General features: G+C 62.0%; 14 protein-coding genes. 4 read left to right on the top strand and 10 right to left on the bottom strand.

All coding sequences use genetic code 11. The annotated features are described in order from the left end of the window. Positions 1 to 40: 40 nt before the first annotated feature. Genes AC07O2_RS09920 through AC07O2_RS09905 form a run of 4 tightly spaced genes read left to right on the top strand, consistent with a single transcriptional unit; the run spans position 41 to position 3,009 of the window. A complete protein-coding gene (locus tag AC07O2_RS09920; protein ID WP_495075824.1) occupies positions 41 to 1,039 on the top strand; it encodes a KpsF/GutQ family sugar-phosphate isomerase in 999 nt (332 codons plus the stop codon). Then, a complete protein-coding gene (locus AC07O2_RS09915; protein ID WP_495075567.1) occupies positions 1,039 to 1,587 on the top strand; it encodes a KdsC family phosphatase in 549 nt (182 codons plus the stop codon). The genes AC07O2_RS09920 and AC07O2_RS09915 overlap by 1 nt, the downstream gene beginning before the upstream one ends. Next, positions 1,584 to 2,210 carry an LPS export ABC transporter periplasmic protein LptC gene (gene lptC / locus AC07O2_RS09910; protein ID WP_495075566.1) on the top strand — a complete coding sequence of 209 codons (627 nt, stop codon included), beginning with the start codon at positions 1,584 to 1,586 and terminating at the stop codon, positions 2,208 to 2,210. Before AC07O2_RS09915 ends, lptC begins: the two co-directional genes overlap by 4 nt. Before the next feature lie 4 nt (positions 2,211 to 2,214). Then, positions 2,215 to 3,009 carry an SDR family oxidoreductase gene (locus AC07O2_RS09905; protein ID WP_495075565.1) on the top strand — a complete coding sequence of 265 codons (795 nt, stop codon included), beginning with the start codon at positions 2,215 to 2,217 and terminating at the stop codon, positions 3,007 to 3,009. A 70-nt stretch (positions 3,010 to 3,079) separates the two neighbouring features. Here the strand turns inward: AC07O2_RS09905 and rbp (AC07O2_RS09900) are convergent, their stop codons facing one another. The 10 genes from rbp (AC07O2_RS09900) to AC07O2_RS09855 all read right to left on the bottom strand — a co-directional run bounded on the left by rbp (AC07O2_RS09900) (position 3,080) and on the right by AC07O2_RS09855 (position 13,875). Next, a complete protein-coding gene (rbp, locus tag AC07O2_RS09900; protein WP_495075564.1) occupies positions 3,080 to 3,622 on the bottom strand; it encodes an RNA-binding regulator in 543 nt (180 codons plus the stop codon). A gap of 261 nt (positions 3,623 to 3,883) precedes the next feature. Continuing rightward, positions 3,884 to 4,243, bottom strand: a complete 360-nt coding sequence (gene rbp, locus AC07O2_RS09895; RefSeq protein ID WP_495075563.1) for an RNA-binding regulator — start codon at positions 4,241 to 4,243, stop codon at positions 3,884 to 3,886. Positions 4,244 to 4,463: 220 nt separating this feature from the next. Beyond that, entirely contained in the window at positions 4,464 to 4,673 is a 210-nt protein-coding gene (locus AC07O2_RS09890; protein ID WP_495075562.1) for an anti-sigma factor family protein, read from the bottom strand. Beyond that, positions 4,670 to 5,239, bottom strand: a complete 570-nt coding sequence (locus AC07O2_RS09885; RefSeq protein ID WP_495075561.1) for a sigma-70 family RNA polymerase sigma factor — start codon at positions 5,237 to 5,239, stop codon at positions 4,670 to 4,672. The genes AC07O2_RS09890 and AC07O2_RS09885 overlap by 4 nt, the downstream gene beginning before the upstream one ends. Before the next feature lie 11 nt (positions 5,240 to 5,250). Then, positions 5,251 to 8,073 carry an AAA family ATPase gene (locus tag AC07O2_RS09880; RefSeq protein WP_495075560.1) on the bottom strand — a complete coding sequence of 941 codons (2,823 nt, stop codon included), beginning with the start codon at positions 8,071 to 8,073 and terminating at the stop codon, positions 5,251 to 5,253. Between the two features lie 4 nt (positions 8,074 to 8,077). Further along, positions 8,078 to 8,758 carry a hypothetical protein gene (locus AC07O2_RS09875; protein ID WP_495075559.1) on the bottom strand — a complete coding sequence of 227 codons (681 nt, stop codon included), beginning with the start codon at positions 8,756 to 8,758 and terminating at the stop codon, positions 8,078 to 8,080. Beyond that, positions 8,755 to 10,089: a hypothetical protein gene (locus AC07O2_RS09870; protein ID WP_495075558.1), complete on the bottom strand. Its 1,335-nt coding sequence runs from the start codon at positions 10,087 to 10,089 to the stop codon at positions 8,755 to 8,757. The genes AC07O2_RS09875 and AC07O2_RS09870 overlap by 4 nt, the downstream gene beginning before the upstream one ends. Positions 10,090 to 10,091: 2 nt before the next feature. Continuing rightward, entirely contained in the window at positions 10,092 to 10,793 is a 702-nt protein-coding gene (locus AC07O2_RS09865; RefSeq protein WP_495075557.1) for a 16S rRNA (uracil(1498)-N(3))-methyltransferase, read from the bottom strand. A 213-nt stretch (positions 10,794 to 11,006) separates the two neighbouring features. Beyond that, the gene (locus tag AC07O2_RS09860) at positions 11,007 to 12,617 is read right to left on the bottom strand and encodes an ATP-binding protein (RefSeq protein ID WP_495075556.1); all 1,611 of its coding nucleotides are present in this window, start codon (positions 12,615 to 12,617) and stop codon (positions 11,007 to 11,009) included. Between the two features lie 121 nt (positions 12,618 to 12,738). Next, positions 12,739 to 13,875, bottom strand: coding sequence for an ABC transporter substrate-binding protein (locus tag AC07O2_RS09855; RefSeq protein ID WP_495075823.1), 1,137 nt, complete (start codon positions 13,873 to 13,875; stop codon positions 12,739 to 12,741). Positions 13,876 to 13,942 lie beyond the last annotated feature (67 nt).

Raw genomic sequence — 13,942 nt, 5'->3', positions numbered from 1 at the left:
CGAAAAGAACGGCAGCATGCACGCCGATAGAATCGACAGCATGACATCCGTACTGCCGACCACTGCTTCCTTCGATCCCGCGCGCGCCTTACTCAAAGCTTTTGACACCCTGGATATCGAAGCTGCAGCCGTCACGGACCTGAAGCGCCGCCTCACGGACTCCTTCGCCCGATCGGTGCAGATGATCCTCACACTGCGCGGCCGCGTCGTCGTCATGGGCATGGGCAAAAGTGGCCATGTAGGCCGCAAAATTGCCGCCACACTCGCTTCCACCGGCACGCCCGCGCTGTTCGTGCACCCGGCCGAAGCCAGCCACGGCGACCTGGGCATGATCCGCGCGATGGACATCGTCCTGGCCATTTCCAACAGCGGTGAAAGCGCAGAGATCACCGTCTTGCTGCCTGTGCTCAAGCGCCAGGGCGTGCCCCTGATCGCCATTACCGGCAATTTGCAATCCACACTGGCCCAGCATGCCACCGAGATATTGAACGGTGGCGTGGACAAAGAAGCCTGCCCGCTGAACCTGGCGCCCACAGCCAGCACCACCGCCCAGCTGGCCCTGGGTGACGCCTTGGCCGTAGCCCTGCTGGATGCACGTGGCTTCAAGGCCGAAGACTTTGCGCGCTCTCACCCTGGCGGTGCGCTGGGCCGCAAACTGCTCACCCATGTCAGCGACGTGATGCGCTCAGGTGACGCTGTGCCCAGCGTCGCACCAGACACCGCTTTCAGCGACATGATGCGTGAAATGAGCGCCAAGGGAGGCATCACCGCAGTGGTAGACGCCCAACAGCAGGTGCTGGGTGTATTCACCGATGGAGATTTGCGACGCTTGATTGAAAACGGCGTTGATCTGCGCGCCATGCGTGCCCAAGACGTGATGCATCGCCACCCACGCAGCATTCGGCCCGATGCGCTGGCCGTAGAAGCCGCCGAGCTGATGGAACAACACCGCATCACCTGCGTACTGGTCGTGGATGCAGAGGACACGTTGGTTGGCGTAGTGCATATTGGCGACCTGATGCGGGCCAAAGTCATCTGATGGCCGCCGTTGCCATCGCATTCGCGCCAGAGCTGCTGTTGCGCGCCCAGAACGTCCGCGTCGCCTTCTTCGATGTTGACGGCGTCTTGACCGACGGTGGCCTGTATTTTTCAGAAGCCGGTGAAACCCTCAAGCGCTTCAACACACTGGACGGCCACGGCCTGAAGCTGTTGCAGAAAGCCGGCATCACGCCCGCCGTCATCACCGGGCGCGACTCCCTGCCGCTGCGCAATCGGCTGCAGGCGCTGGGCATCACCCACGTACATTTCGGCACCGAGGACAAGCGCCCGGCGGCTGAACAAACGCTGGCAGCACTCGGCCTGGACTGGTCACAGGCTGCGGCCATGGGCGACGACTGGCCCGACCTGCCCGTTATGCGCCGTAGCGCTATCGCCTGCGCCCCAGCAAATGCCCAAGCCGAAGTACTGGCAGCGGCGCAATACACCACCCAGCGTTCTGGTGGCCAGGGCGCGGCCCGCGAATTTTGCGATCTGCTGCTGGTGGCCAGCGGCCACTATGCGCGCCTACTGGAAGAGTACACAGCGTGAAATCCCTGCTGCGTGCCGCCTGGGAGCAAGTTTCCATTTACCTGCCCGTTCTGTTGATGGGTGTTTTGGCGCTGGGTACCTATTGGCTGGTGCGCAATACACCCATCTTTGCGCCAGCAACTGCACCGGTTGCGGCCACCCACGAACCCGATTACTTCATGCGAAAATTTTCGGTCAAAACCTTCGATTCCACCGGACGCTTGAAAAGCGAAGTCATGGGGGTGGAAGCCCGCCATTTTCCAGACACCGACACCATCGAAATCGACAAAGTCCGGATCCGCTCAGTCAACCCGGACGGCCTGGTTACCACGGCCAGCGGCGACCGAGGCCTCAGCAATGGCGACGGCTCAGAAGTACAGCTCTTTCAAAACGCCATCGTGGTCCGTGACGCCGCCACCGACAAGAGCGGTGTTGTCCAGCCGCGCCTGGAGCTGCGCAGCGACTTCCTGCACGCCTATCTGAATACCGAGCGCGTCCGCTCCAACCTGCCGGTGGTCATCACCCGTGGCACAGACACCTTCACGGCCGACTCCATGGACTACGACAATCTAGACCGCGTGATGCAACTCCAGGGGCGCGTGCGTGGCCTGTTGGTACCCGCTCCCGCACCTTCCAATAAGTAAACCGATGTCCTCGTCTCCACTGGCATTCATTACCGGAGCGTCCAGCGGCATTGGCCAGGCTCTGGCACTACGCTACTTCCAGGCCGGCTATCGCCTGGCCCTGGTTGCCCGTCGCACTTCAGTCATTGAATCATGGGCTAGCGCAAATGGAATCAGCACAAGCAGCTATCAAATATATAGTGCAGACGTTTCAGTAACAGACAGCATCGTAGCGGCCGGCAAGGCCTGCATCGCCCAGCAAGGTGTGCCAGACGTGGTGGTCGCCTGCGCGGGAGCCAGCGTCGGCGTAGACACTGCGGTGTACGAAGACCTTGCCATCATGGCGCAAACTTTTGCCACCAAAAACGTAGGCACAGCAGCCACTTTTCACCCTTTCATCCATGCCATGCAGCAACGCGGCAGCGGGGCGTTAGTTGGCATAGGCAGTGTGGCCGGCATCCGCGGTCTGCCTGGCCACGGCGCCTACTGCGCCAGCAATGCAGGCGTCATCAGCTATTGCGAAAGTCTGCGCGGTGAGCTGCGCGGGAGTGGGGTCAAAGTTGTCACCATTTGCCCCGGCTATGTGGATACGCCGCTAACCCAGAAAAACGGCTATGGAATGCCGTTCCTGATGCAAGCGCAAGACTTTGCGGACAAGGCATTCCAGACCATCCAGGCTGGCAATAGCTACCGTGTCATTCCCTGGCAGATGGGTGTCGTCGCCAAAGTCCTGCGCCTGCTGCCAAACGCGGTATTTGATAAATTATTGGTAGGCCGCGCACGCAAACCCAGGCAGACAACGCCCTCAGAAAACCCCTAACGCATTTTCGATAGGCAACAAAAAAGGCTCCATAAGAGCCTTTTCAATTCTGCAAAGTGCAGCCGATATATCAGTAGCCGCCGCGGCCACCGCCGCCATTGCCACCGCCACCACTGCGGGGACCGGAACCGTAGGGGCTACGGAAACCACCGTCACCACCGCCGCCACCGCTGCGACCACCGCCGCCGCCGTAACCGCCACCCTCACCACCACGGCCACCACCGCCGCCGTAACCGCCACCGCCGCTACGACCACCGCCGCCGCCACCGTAACCACCGCCGCCTTCGCCGCCACGGCCGCCGCCGTAACCACCACCACCGCCGCCGCCATAACCACCGCCGCCACCGCTACGGGGAGGACGGGCTTCCATGGGGCGTGCTTCGTTCACAACGCAGCTACGGCCACCCAGAGGCTGACCATTCATACCATTGATAGCGGCTTGTGCTTCGGCATCGCTGCCCATTTCCACAAAACCGAAACCCTTCGACCGGCCCGTATCACGCTCCATCATCACTTTGGCGCTGGTGACACTGCCAAACTGGCTGAAAGATTGCTCCAGATCGTTGTCGCGCACTGAGTAAGGCAGGTTGCCGACGTACAGTTTGTTGCCCATCAAGGGACTCCTCAAAAACACATTAATAAAGCGATGGAGTTCCGAAAACGCAATCAACCGAAAGCAAGGACGCGAAACTGACCGACACCGCAAACTTGTGTGGATTTTGAACCCACACTTTTGCATTATGCGACTAGATCAAAAGATTTCAACTAAAAAATACGATGGCTGTAAGTACGAAAATACGCAGGCAATAAAAAAGGGCCCTCTGGGCCCTTTTTCAAATTTGCGAAAGGAGGCAAAACCTCCTGTTGGCAAGATTTAGTAGCTGTTGCGGCCACCGCCGTAACCACCACCGTTGCCGCCGCCGTAGCCGCCGCCACCATTGCCACCACCGTAGCCGCCACCGCCGCCGGTGCGGGGAGGACGAGCCTCCATCGGACGGGCTTCGTTGACAACCAGGTTACGGCCGCCCATGGACTGACCGTTCATGCCCTTGATAGCAGCTTGTGCTTCAGCATCGTTGCCCATTTCGACAAAGCCGAAACCCTTGGAGCGGCCGGTGTCACGTTCCATCATGACCTTGGCGCTGGAGATGGAGCCGAACTGGCTGAAAGCCTGTTGCATGTCTTCATCGCGGAAAGAGTAGGGCAGGTTGCCCACGTAAAGTTTGTTGCCCATGAAAGGACTCCTCAAAAAAACGCAAAACGCGATGGAGTCCGATAACCGCAATCAACAAACCATTGAAGACTAAAGCAGACGCGAAACTGACCATTCACCGCAAACCCGTGCAGCCGTTGAAGCGGCTGAACCAATTGATTATGCTACATCTGGCCCATAAGCACAAAAATACTTGTGCAGCTGTTGCTGGCGGGCCCATACAGGGGGCAAATTCTGTCGCCTAAGCGTCGGTTTCCACGTCGTCCGCATAATGGCGCCATTGCCGCATGGCATTGCGCATGGTGAGCAATTGACGCTCGAAACGTGGACAGGCTTTGCACGCCATCAAATGCAGGCGCAAAGCCACACTGTCAGGTAGCGTGATGGCGCGGTCCTCACGGGCGATCAGAATGGCTGCAACTTGCTTGCAGGTGCGCCGTAGCGGGATCACGTGGCCTCCTTTGATGTGCCAAACCAGTTGAGCTCCAGACATTCACGCAACCGTAAACGGGCGCGATGCAACTGGACGTAAAGATTGGTCGGCGTCAGGCCAAGATCCTTACAAATTTCTTCGCTGGACAGCTCCAGCCACTCGCGCATCAGGAACACACGACCCAACACCGCCGGCAATTTATCGGTGCACGCCTCCAGCACCAGAAAAAACTGCCGCGAATGCAGGTCCTGCTCGGGGTTGCCCCAGTCTGCGGGCGTCTGCGCGAAATGTCCGTCGGCCTTGAACACCAAGTTCTCCAGCTCTTCCGCGCCAGTCTCTTCGCCCTCGCTGTCCAAACACACCTCGCGGGCATGGCTGCGAAACAGGTCCAGCACCTTGTGCTTGAGGATGCCGACCAGCCAGGTCTTGAGCTGTGACTTGCTGCCAAAGGACTGCGGCTTGCTTAAAGCGGCCAGCAGCGTCTCGGATACGGCATCCTCGGCCCAGGCATCGTTGCGCAGCTGCAGACGCGCAAAGCGCAGCAAATACGTGCGGTGGCTGGCGAGTTCGTTTTGGAAATCCATGGCGGCAAGTATTACACCGGAGCCGGAATCCCCCGCCGCTTGGCCACCGCGATTGGCGGTGCCCATTTGGCGTTCTTCGGCTTCTTGCTGGTGATCAGGGTGATCTCGGCGGGCTCGAAGACTTCCAGGTTGTGGGTGATAGGCGTGGTCAGCACGTATTGCGCCTGGGTGGAGCGCAGGAAGTGGCCGACCAACTGGATGTTGCGCACGTCCAGATGGGCAAAGGGCTCGTCGATGAAGACAAAGCCGCCGGAGGCGGTTTCGTCGTCCTTCAGCAGCGCCACCAGCAGGATCAGCGACTTGATGACCTGCTGGCCGCCCGAGGCCTCGCCGTCGTTCATGCCGATGCTGCCCTTGCCGTCGAAGTTGAAGTGCACCTTCAGGCCGGCCTGGGCCAGCACGGTGTCGCTGTTTTCCAGCGCGGGCAGGTCGGCATTCACGGCCACGCCGGCCAGTTCGCCGAGTTCCTGGATGTTCTTGCGGTAGCGGCGCACGGTGGTGCGCAGCACCTCGATATAGCTCTCGCGGGCGTTGTGCACGGCAATGGCGGCCTGGGCATTCTTGGCCTGGTGGTCGCCCAGGTTCAGGCCCTGCTCGCGCACCAGCACCTCCATGCGGCGGTAGCGTTCTTCCACCGTGGCGTCTTTTTCCCAGGTGTCGAGTTGCAATTCCTCGTGCACCGACTGCAGGCGCAGGCGGGCTTGCGTGTCGTTCTGGTAATTCTTCACCAGGGACTGCAGCAGCTCGGGCGTGCGCCATTGCGGCGGGATCTGGCCGCGCCGGGTGTTGGAGTTGTCCACATCCACGGTCAGCTGCTTGCGGCGCTGCGCCAGCTCGGCGATCAGACGGTCGGCCTCCTGGTGCTTCTGGCGCAGGGCCTGCTCGGTCTGGCGGTACTGGGTGTCGACCTGCTGGTACCGGGTCTTGGCGTCGCCATAGGCCTTGTCCAGCGCCTGCCAATGCTGGGCGGCAGCGATGCGGGCCTGCTTGGCGCCGGGCCATGCTTCGCGGGCAGCGGCGAACTCTTCGCTGCGGCGGGCCAGCTCTTCGGCGGCGCTATGGCCCTCCAGCGATTTCTGGATGTCCTTGACCTGGCGTTTTACGGCCATCAGCTCCTGCGTCAGCGGGCCGAGTTCGCCGTCCAGGCGGCGCAGGTCGCGCTCCAGGCCGTCGCGGCGGGCTACCAGAGCGGCGGCACCGAACTGGTGGTCGCGCGGCTCCACCCACACCGAGCGCGCACCGCGCCCGTCAAAGCTATAGGCCTGCGGGGTGATCCAGCTGCCACTGGTCTTGCGGCCCTCGGCCGGGCTGTCCACGCAGCGCAGGTTTTGCAGCTGCTGGATGAGCCAACGCGGCAGCTTGGCGTCGAACTTCGTCTGCGCCAACAAAGATTGCGCGTCCGCCGTCGGCACCGGGTCGCCGGGGGCGGTGATGTAGTGGCGGTAGCGGTCGGCGCTGGCGATGGTATCGGCCTGGGCCAGGTCGTCATTTTTCTCCAGCAGCACCATCCAGCGCAGCGGGCGCAGCACGCCTTCGACCGCGGCGCGCCAGTATTCGTCGCGCACCTCGACCACCTCGGCCAGGAAGCTGTGGCCGATCTTGGCGGCCTGCAAGCGCTGGCGCAGGCGCCGGGCGTCTTCCGGGTGGGGAGGAGTGTTTTGACCTTCCAGCGCAGACAATGCCTGCGCAACCAGCTCTCTTTTCTGTAGCACAGCGCTGTGCTTGGCCTGTAGCGCGGCCTGCTGGCTGTGCAGGGTGTTGAGGTGGGCGTTCAGCGCCTCGGCGTCGCTTTCCTTGTCCACCAGGGCCAGCAGCTCGGTTTCGCGCTTGACCAGGTCCTCCAGCGGGCGCTCCAGGTCGCGGCAGTTTTCGCGCTGCACATTGGCCGCATCGCGCTCGCGCAGCAGGCGGGCTTCATTGTCTTCGGCCTGGCTACGTTGCTCCAATAAAGAGAGCAGCTTGTCATTGTCCTGCTTGCGCTGGGCGATGTTTTGGCTTGCATGCTGGCGCTGGCGGCGCTGCTCGCGGCTGCGCTCGGTGAGCTTTTGGCGCTGGATATGCCATTCCAGCACCGGCACCACCTCGGTGGCCAGGCGCTCGTGCTCCTGCACCTTGTGCTGCCAGTTCTGGTAGTTGCTGACGCGGCTTTGCAGCTCGGCCAGCTGGGCCTTGCTGTGGTCCAACTCGTGGCTGGCCTGCTCCATCTCGCGGGCCAGCTGCTGCTGGTGTTCGCGGGCGGTGTCGTAGTGGTTCAGCACCTCCTGGTCGCCAAACACGTCAAACACCAGGCGCAGCAGCTCGCGCGGGCTGAATTCACAGAGTCGGTCGGTCTGTCCCTGCTCCAGCGACAGCACCTTGGCAATCGCAGGCGACAGGCCGGCGGCGGACAGGGTTTTGCCCCAGGCCTCGATGCCCATGGTGGCAAGCTCTTTTTCGGTTTTTTCGCTGAGTTGCTCGATGCTGACGTCGCCTTCCAGCACCATGTAGCGGCGCTGCCAGTCGCCACCGTTGCGTTCGATGCGGCAGGCCAGGGTGACCTGGTCGCTGTACAGCAGGCGTTTGGCAAACGGGCGGCTGCTGGTCTGGCGGTTATGCGGGCGGTTGTCCACCACGGCGCGCAGCCAGGCTACGTTGGCCCCGGCGTGGCGGGCATAGGTTTTGAAGTCGCGTGGCGACGAGCATTTCAGGCCCAGCAGGGTGCGTAGCGCATCCAGCAGGGTGGTCTTGCCGGAGCCGTTGGGGCCGGCGATGGTGATGATGCTGGCGTCCAGCGGCAGGCTGACGCGTTGGCAGTAGTCCCAGTGGACCAGCTCAAGGCTTTGCAGATGGAACATGGGCTCAGTCTTCGGTAGGGGTTTCGGCAGCCAGCTGGGCTTCAGCGGCCAGGCGGGCGGCTTGCTCGCGGGCCAGCACGTCGGCCAGGGCGCCGTCCAGGATGCGCGGGGCCATGATGTCGTAGTCCAGCAGCACGTCTAGCAACGGGCCTTCAGCAATATCGTCTTGCCGGCGCAGGATGAAGCCGTGGCGCTCCAGCAGCTTCAGGTTGCCGTCGAGCCGGGTCTTTTTGCCCAGCTGCGTGCCGTAGTCTTCCAGCAGGGCTTTGTACGACAGCACCGGGCTGACGTCGCGCACCGGCGGCAGCGGCTTGCTGCTGGCGAACATATCGTTCTGCGTCTCGGCCACCGGGGCGCGGCTGGTCTGGCGTTCGCGCTTGGGCAGGATGATCAGCGCCCACAGCACCACCAGCAGGGCCTGGCCGTCGCGCGGCAGCTCCAGGTTGTTGTTGGCGTTGATGCCAGCCTCGCCCATCACGGTGCTTTGCGCGGCAGGCAGCAGGGCCAGGCTGACGTGTTCGGCGTAAATGTTGTCCATCCAGCGCAGGCCGATGTCGGCCAGACGCTGCTCTACCTGGGCAAACAGCTCGGCGTTGACCAGGGCTTTGCGGACGCGGGGATGGGTGCGCGGCAGGCTGCGGCGGGCCAGCAGCTCGGCGACCAGCAGGGCGGCTTCGTCGGTCATGGGGAGGTCTTCTCAATAGATGCGTTCGGAGGCAGCACCGGGTGCAGCGCACCGGCGCTGACCTGGGCCAGCACGGGGTGCTGCAGGTCGAGCAACTCGGTGCTCCATTCCACGCGCCAGGGCTGGCGCGCCAGGTCACCGGTGGCGCCGGGCAGCAGGCAGGCCTGGGCGTCGCCCAGCAGCGGCAGCAGCTGGGCCTTGTAAGCGACCTCGGCATAGGCGGCTTCAAGTGGCTCAGCACCCAGCAAGGCCTGGACGGCGGTGCGGGGCTCGGTGCCGTCGGTGTTCCAGCTGGCCAGCAGCTCGGACAGATCGGCCAGCGCCTGCGGCAAGGCCACGGCGCTGAGTTCGCCAAGCGGCGCGGCCTGGGATACCGGCAGGGCATCGGACAGGGCCAGCGTGGGGCGGTCGCGTTCAAATTCTGCTTCGGTCACATCCAGCAATTCATGGGGGGCAAGCATGACGGGCGCGACCGGGCAGGCCAGCGCGTCCTGCAGCAAATGTTCGGGGGCGGCGACGGTCTGCAGCCAGCGTTTCACGTCGGTGCTGGTGATCCCGGTGGTGCCCAGGGTGACGCGCTGGCGGTCCACCTGCTGCAGCGCGCGGTTGAACTGGCTGGCCATGGCCAGCAAGCGGCTCTGCGCCTGGCCCAGGGCCCGGGCGGCGCGCTCCATCACCACATGGCCGTGGGCGTGGCTGATGATGGCGGTGATGGCGGTGGAGGCCTTGTCGATCAGGCGCGCGGCGCGGTCGTAGCGTTTGCGCGCCTCACGCAGGCGGAATTCGGAGCCGCTGGCAATCGCGTCCTCGAACTCGGCATGCAGGCGGCCCAGCTGGGCTTGCAGCATCTGCACCTGGGCGGCGTCCAGCGTGCCGAGCTGGTCGGCACCGACCACCTGGCTCAGCAGGCTGGCCAGGTCGCCGTCTTCGCCATCGGCCGGCGGCGCGGTATTCAGCACGCCCAGCACGGCAGACAGCTGCTGCGCCAGCGGGGTCAGGCTGGTGCGGCGCTGGGTTTCGTCCCACAGCAGCAGGCCGGTGTCGCGGAAACGTTTGAACACGGTGTCCAGCGCTTCCGGGCGCACGGCGTGGAACAGCTCGTTGATGTCATCACGGCTCAGGCTGGCTTCGCTCTGGCCCAGCAGGCCCATGAAGACCCACAGGCGCAGGCGCACCAGACCGGCCGGGCCGTGGAACAGGGCGCGCAGAGCGTCGATCAGCGCGCCCTGGGCGTCGATGCGGAAGGCCAGCAGCGATTCCGCGGCAAAGTCAGCATCACGGAAGTAATCCGACAGCGTGGTGTCGCTGTCGGGGAGCGTCGTGTCTTCCATCGTCAGAACTGGAGTTGGGCCAGCGCCGCCAGGGGCGCGGTCTCGGCGCGCAGCACGCGGTTGGCCAGGGTCACCGGGCGGTAGCCGCGGGCGATGGCCGCGTCTTCCTCGCTAGGGCTGAGGCCGCCTTCGGGGCCGCTGAGAAAGTGGATGGGGCCGCTGGCAGGTAGCGCATTCAGCATTGGCTGGCTGCCAGGCCGCAGCGACAGCAGCAGGCCGGCGTCGGCCGTGGCCACCCAGTCGGCAAAGCTGCGCACGGGGTAGACCTCGGGCACGCGATTACGGCCGGATTGTTCGCAGGCGGCTACGCCCACGGCAAACCAGTGGGCACGCTTTTTGTCGGCGCGTTCACCGTTCAAGCGCAGCACGCTGCGTTCGGCCACTAGGGGCTGGATGCTGACCACCCCGAGCTCGGCAGCTTTCTCGACCAGCCAGTCCATGCGGTCATTGGCGGGCATGGCCAGCACGATGTGCACCGCGCGCGCTGCTTCACGCTCCACCGGGTCATGGGCAGTAACACTCACGGCCACATCGCTGCGGCCCATGCGTTCAATCGTGGCCTCAAACTCGCCACCCTGGCCGTTGAAAAGGGTGATGCTCTGGCCGGGCTGCATGCGCAGCACCTGCACGTGGCGGGCAGCACCGGCGGGTAAATCAAGAACAGCCCCGGTCGCCAAAGGGGCAGGGCAGTAAAAACGGGGCATACAGGTAAACGCTATTATTTATGTAGCTATAAAGCTTTATTGGATGTGCGGAAATGCCATTTTCAATGGCTAGTTCAAATACCAGAAACTGGCGCAAAAAACTTGGCGTGGGCAGCACCCCTCAGACCCAGAGGATTGGGTATGTAGCGGCTTGCATGTTGCGAGAGGGGGTAATTATGCGGTTTCCCGGTCTGGCGCTGGCGCGGCCCTTGTTCACACCACTTCCGAATGTGCTTCCGCCCGTGCGGAAACGGCATTCCGCGGTAGCAGCACCTTGAAGGTGGCGCCTTTTCCAGGCTGGCTTGTCACTTCAATCTGTCCACCATGCCGGCTAACGATGCCGTAGGAGATAGAGAGGCCTAGACCGGTGCCCGTGCCAACAGGTTTGGTGGTGAAGAAAGGGTCAAAAATGCGGTCCAGATGCTCAGGAGGTATGCCGTTGCCCGTGTCCTGTATCTCGACCCAGACATTTTCGGCATCCTGGCCGGTGCGCAAGGTAATGCGGCCGTGCTCTTCGATGGCCTGCCCGGCGTTGATCAGCAGATTCATGAACACCTGGTTGATTTGCGAGGGGATGCACTCGATTTCCGGGATGGCGCCGTATTCCTTGACCACCTCGGCCTTGTCCTTGAGCGCGCTCCACACCACGTTCAATGTGCTGTCCAGGCCAGATTCCAGGTTAGCCCATTGTTTATCTGTCTCGTCCACATGGGAGAAGTCCCGCAGATCCTGCACGATGCGTTTGACCCGCTGCAAACCGTTCACCGATTCGGCCATGAGACTACCCACATCTTCACGCAAATAGACGATGTCGACCTCCTGCTTCAAGTTGTTCATGGTCTTCTGGGTGGCGGGGCTCAACTCCTTCTCGCCCTGTTCGTATGCAGCCAGGATTTTGAAAATATCCTCCACATAGCCTTGCAGGGTGCCCAGGTTTGAGTTCACGAAAGCGATGGGATTATTGATTTCGTGCGCCACGCCAGCAGCGAGCTGCCCAATAGAGGCCAATTTTTCCGATTGCAGCAACTGGCTATGGGCTTGCGCAAGCTTGCGGATGAGTTCTTCTTGCCGGGCTTTTTCGACCAGCAGCGCAGCGTTGGCCAAAGCCAGTTGTTGGCGGTCCTCCTGGAACTGCTCAACGGCGCGCGCCATGGCTCCAATCTCATCACTGCCTTGTACTGGAACGACAAACCGCCCCTCGCCCACTTCGGTTTTGCGCAGACTTTTGCTAACCAATTGCAGACGCGCCAGCACATGTTTGCCGAGAAAACTTTGCGCTACCAGCCAAGCCAGCAACAAGCTGGCTGACAGTAACACCGTGACCCAGCGCTGGTTCTTCTGAGAGGTTTCTGCCAATGCCAGCATGGCATTTCGGTAGTCCTGCGTGACGCGGTCAGATTGAGCCTGGGTTGTTTCCACCATCTGACCCGCTTGATTGCGCAGTTCCGTGTGGAACTGTTGGTCTGCTTCGGCGCTGGTTTTAGGTGGTGCTTGCCCAGTGGTTTGCAGCTTGCTTTCTTGCAATTGCCCAACGATATTCACGGTATTGCGAAACAACTGGCTGGACTCGTGCAGGTCAAGTACACCAAGATCGTCGTCGGCCGCGGCGAGACGGTCTATGGTGTGGTCGAACAACTCCAGCTGCTTGAGAACATCGGCATAGCTCTCGCGCATCTCGTCGACAGATTCAGCAGCGGTCAATTGGTAGGCTTCGCGCTCGATGAGCAAGGTGCGCCGGACGAGGTCTTGCGCATCCCGCATCTGCACCAGACGCTTTTCGGCCAATAACTGGGTGGCATTGGTATTGACGCGCAAGGCATACACAGCAGTCACACCGCCAGCCAAAACCAGCAGCGCCAGTGCCGAAAGGGCCAGTATGAACTGGTTGCGCAGAGACCGGGGTAGCCGTAAGTGCATATTCAGCAATAAATTCCGGCGTGTGTTCTTAACGTTTCCAGATGCGCCGGTAGATGTTGCGGTAACCGTTGTCAGGGTCGTATTGGCGCTGTGCGCCGCCGTCGAAGGCGATGTTGTCGGCCGTGACCAAATGCACAGGAACGATGTAGCCGCTGACCGGCTGGCGAGCCAACAGACGATTCAATTCGTCCACCAGCTGCCAGCCATGGAGATTCAGTGGTTCGGAGACCGTGCCGGTCTGGAACGTGCCCGCCCGGATGCGCAGGAAGGCGGCGGCGCTGCCATCGCCGGCGGAAAGCATGTTGACGCTTTTGCTGGATTTTCCGGCATTGGTCAGCTCTGGCGCGGCATAGTCAAAGTAAATATCGTTGATGGCCAGCGCATGGGTCCACTGCGTGCCATAGCGTTTGAGCAGGTCTTGCGTCGCTGCAGGCATCAATTCGGCACTTTTGGAAATCGCTACGTCCTTGATTTCCAGCAAGCGACAGCCCTTGCAGGCACGTATGACATCCGCCATGGCATTGGACTTGGCCATGGCGATTTCGAAGTTGCTATCGGTGAAGACCACTACACTTGCCCGCCCCTCGGACGCGACCACCGCCGCCATGGCCGTGATACGCGCCACATCCAGCGGGTTGGTGGATACGTTCATGGCGATCGGACTGCCGACAATCGGGCCGGCATTGGGGCCGACGTGCCAGCCCACCATAGGCACTTTACGTTCTTCAAATGGGGCCAGTTGGGCTTGAATTTCTTTGACATCGATGCCGACCAGGATGACGCCATCCGGCTTCAAAGCCAGCGCTGAGGAAAGAGCCTTGGCGCGCCCTGCAGGCGTTCCTCCTGCGTCGTAAATCTTGGTGTTCCAGCCGATTGTTTTTGCGGCTTCCTGGATACCCTTGCCGACGCCGAGAATACCCCCATTGCGCAGATCTTCACTGACTATCGCTACGGTGGCCCCTGCGTACGCAACCGGACCGGACTCGGGTCCGTTCCAGGGAGCACCGTGCTTGCTTGCATCGGCAACCAACTGTCGCATGGCGTCCAAGCTCTGCTCCACAGCTGCCGCTGGCTTGCTCGGCGGGGGGGCTGACTGTGCGTATACCGGAAGCGCTACCACCAGACAGAAACCTAAGACCGAACACATCCGGGTACCGTATGCCATAGTCGAAGCTCCGTGAAAAATTGCTACCACTTTATACATGCGAATCGCCAAAGGCACCATGTATAAA

This window comes from Rhodoferax sp. GW821-FHT10B06 (genome assembly GCF_059415605.1).
Note: the sequence above shows the minus strand (reverse complement) of the source record. Positions and strands in the feature narration are given on the sequence as shown.

What these genes read in the sequence shown, in the direction of transcription:
- AC07O2_RS09870 (WP_495075558.1), bottom strand. Translation starts at nt 10,089, where the DNA reads ATGGAAGACACGACGCTCCCCGACAGCGACACCACGCTGTCGGATTAC.
- AC07O2_RS09905 (WP_495075565.1), top strand. Translation starts at nt 2,215, where the DNA reads ATGTCCTCGTCTCCACTGGCATTCATTACCGGAGCGTCCAGCGGCATT.
- AC07O2_RS09920 (WP_495075824.1), top strand. Translation starts at nt 41, where the DNA reads ATGACATCCGTACTGCCGACCACTGCTTCCTTCGATCCCGCGCGCGCC.
- rbp (WP_495075564.1), bottom strand. Translation starts at nt 3,622, where the DNA reads ATGGGCAACAAACTGTACGTCGGCAACCTGCCTTACTCAGTGCGCGAC.
- AC07O2_RS09880 (WP_495075560.1), bottom strand. Translation starts at nt 8,073, where the DNA reads ATGTTCCATCTGCAAAGCCTTGAGCTGGTCCACTGGGACTACTGCCAA.
- AC07O2_RS09875 (WP_495075559.1), bottom strand. Translation starts at nt 8,758, where the DNA reads ATGACCGACGAAGCCGCCCTGCTGGTCGCCGAGCTGCTGGCCCGCCGC.
- rbp (WP_495075563.1), bottom strand. Translation starts at nt 4,243, where the DNA reads ATGGGCAACAAACTTTACGTGGGCAACCTGCCCTACTCTTTCCGCGAT.
- AC07O2_RS09865 (WP_495075557.1), bottom strand. Translation starts at nt 10,793, where the DNA reads ATGCCCCGTTTTTACTGCCCTGCCCCTTTGGCGACCGGGGCTGTTCTT.
- AC07O2_RS09885 (WP_495075561.1), bottom strand. Translation starts at nt 5,239, where the DNA reads ATGGATTTCCAAAACGAACTCGCCAGCCACCGCACGTATTTGCTGCGC.
- AC07O2_RS09855 (WP_495075823.1), bottom strand. Translation starts at nt 13,875, where the DNA reads ATGGCATACGGTACCCGGATGTGTTCGGTCTTAGGTTTCTGTCTGGTG.
- AC07O2_RS09915 (WP_495075567.1), top strand. Translation starts at nt 1,039, where the DNA reads ATGGCCGCCGTTGCCATCGCATTCGCGCCAGAGCTGCTGTTGCGCGCC.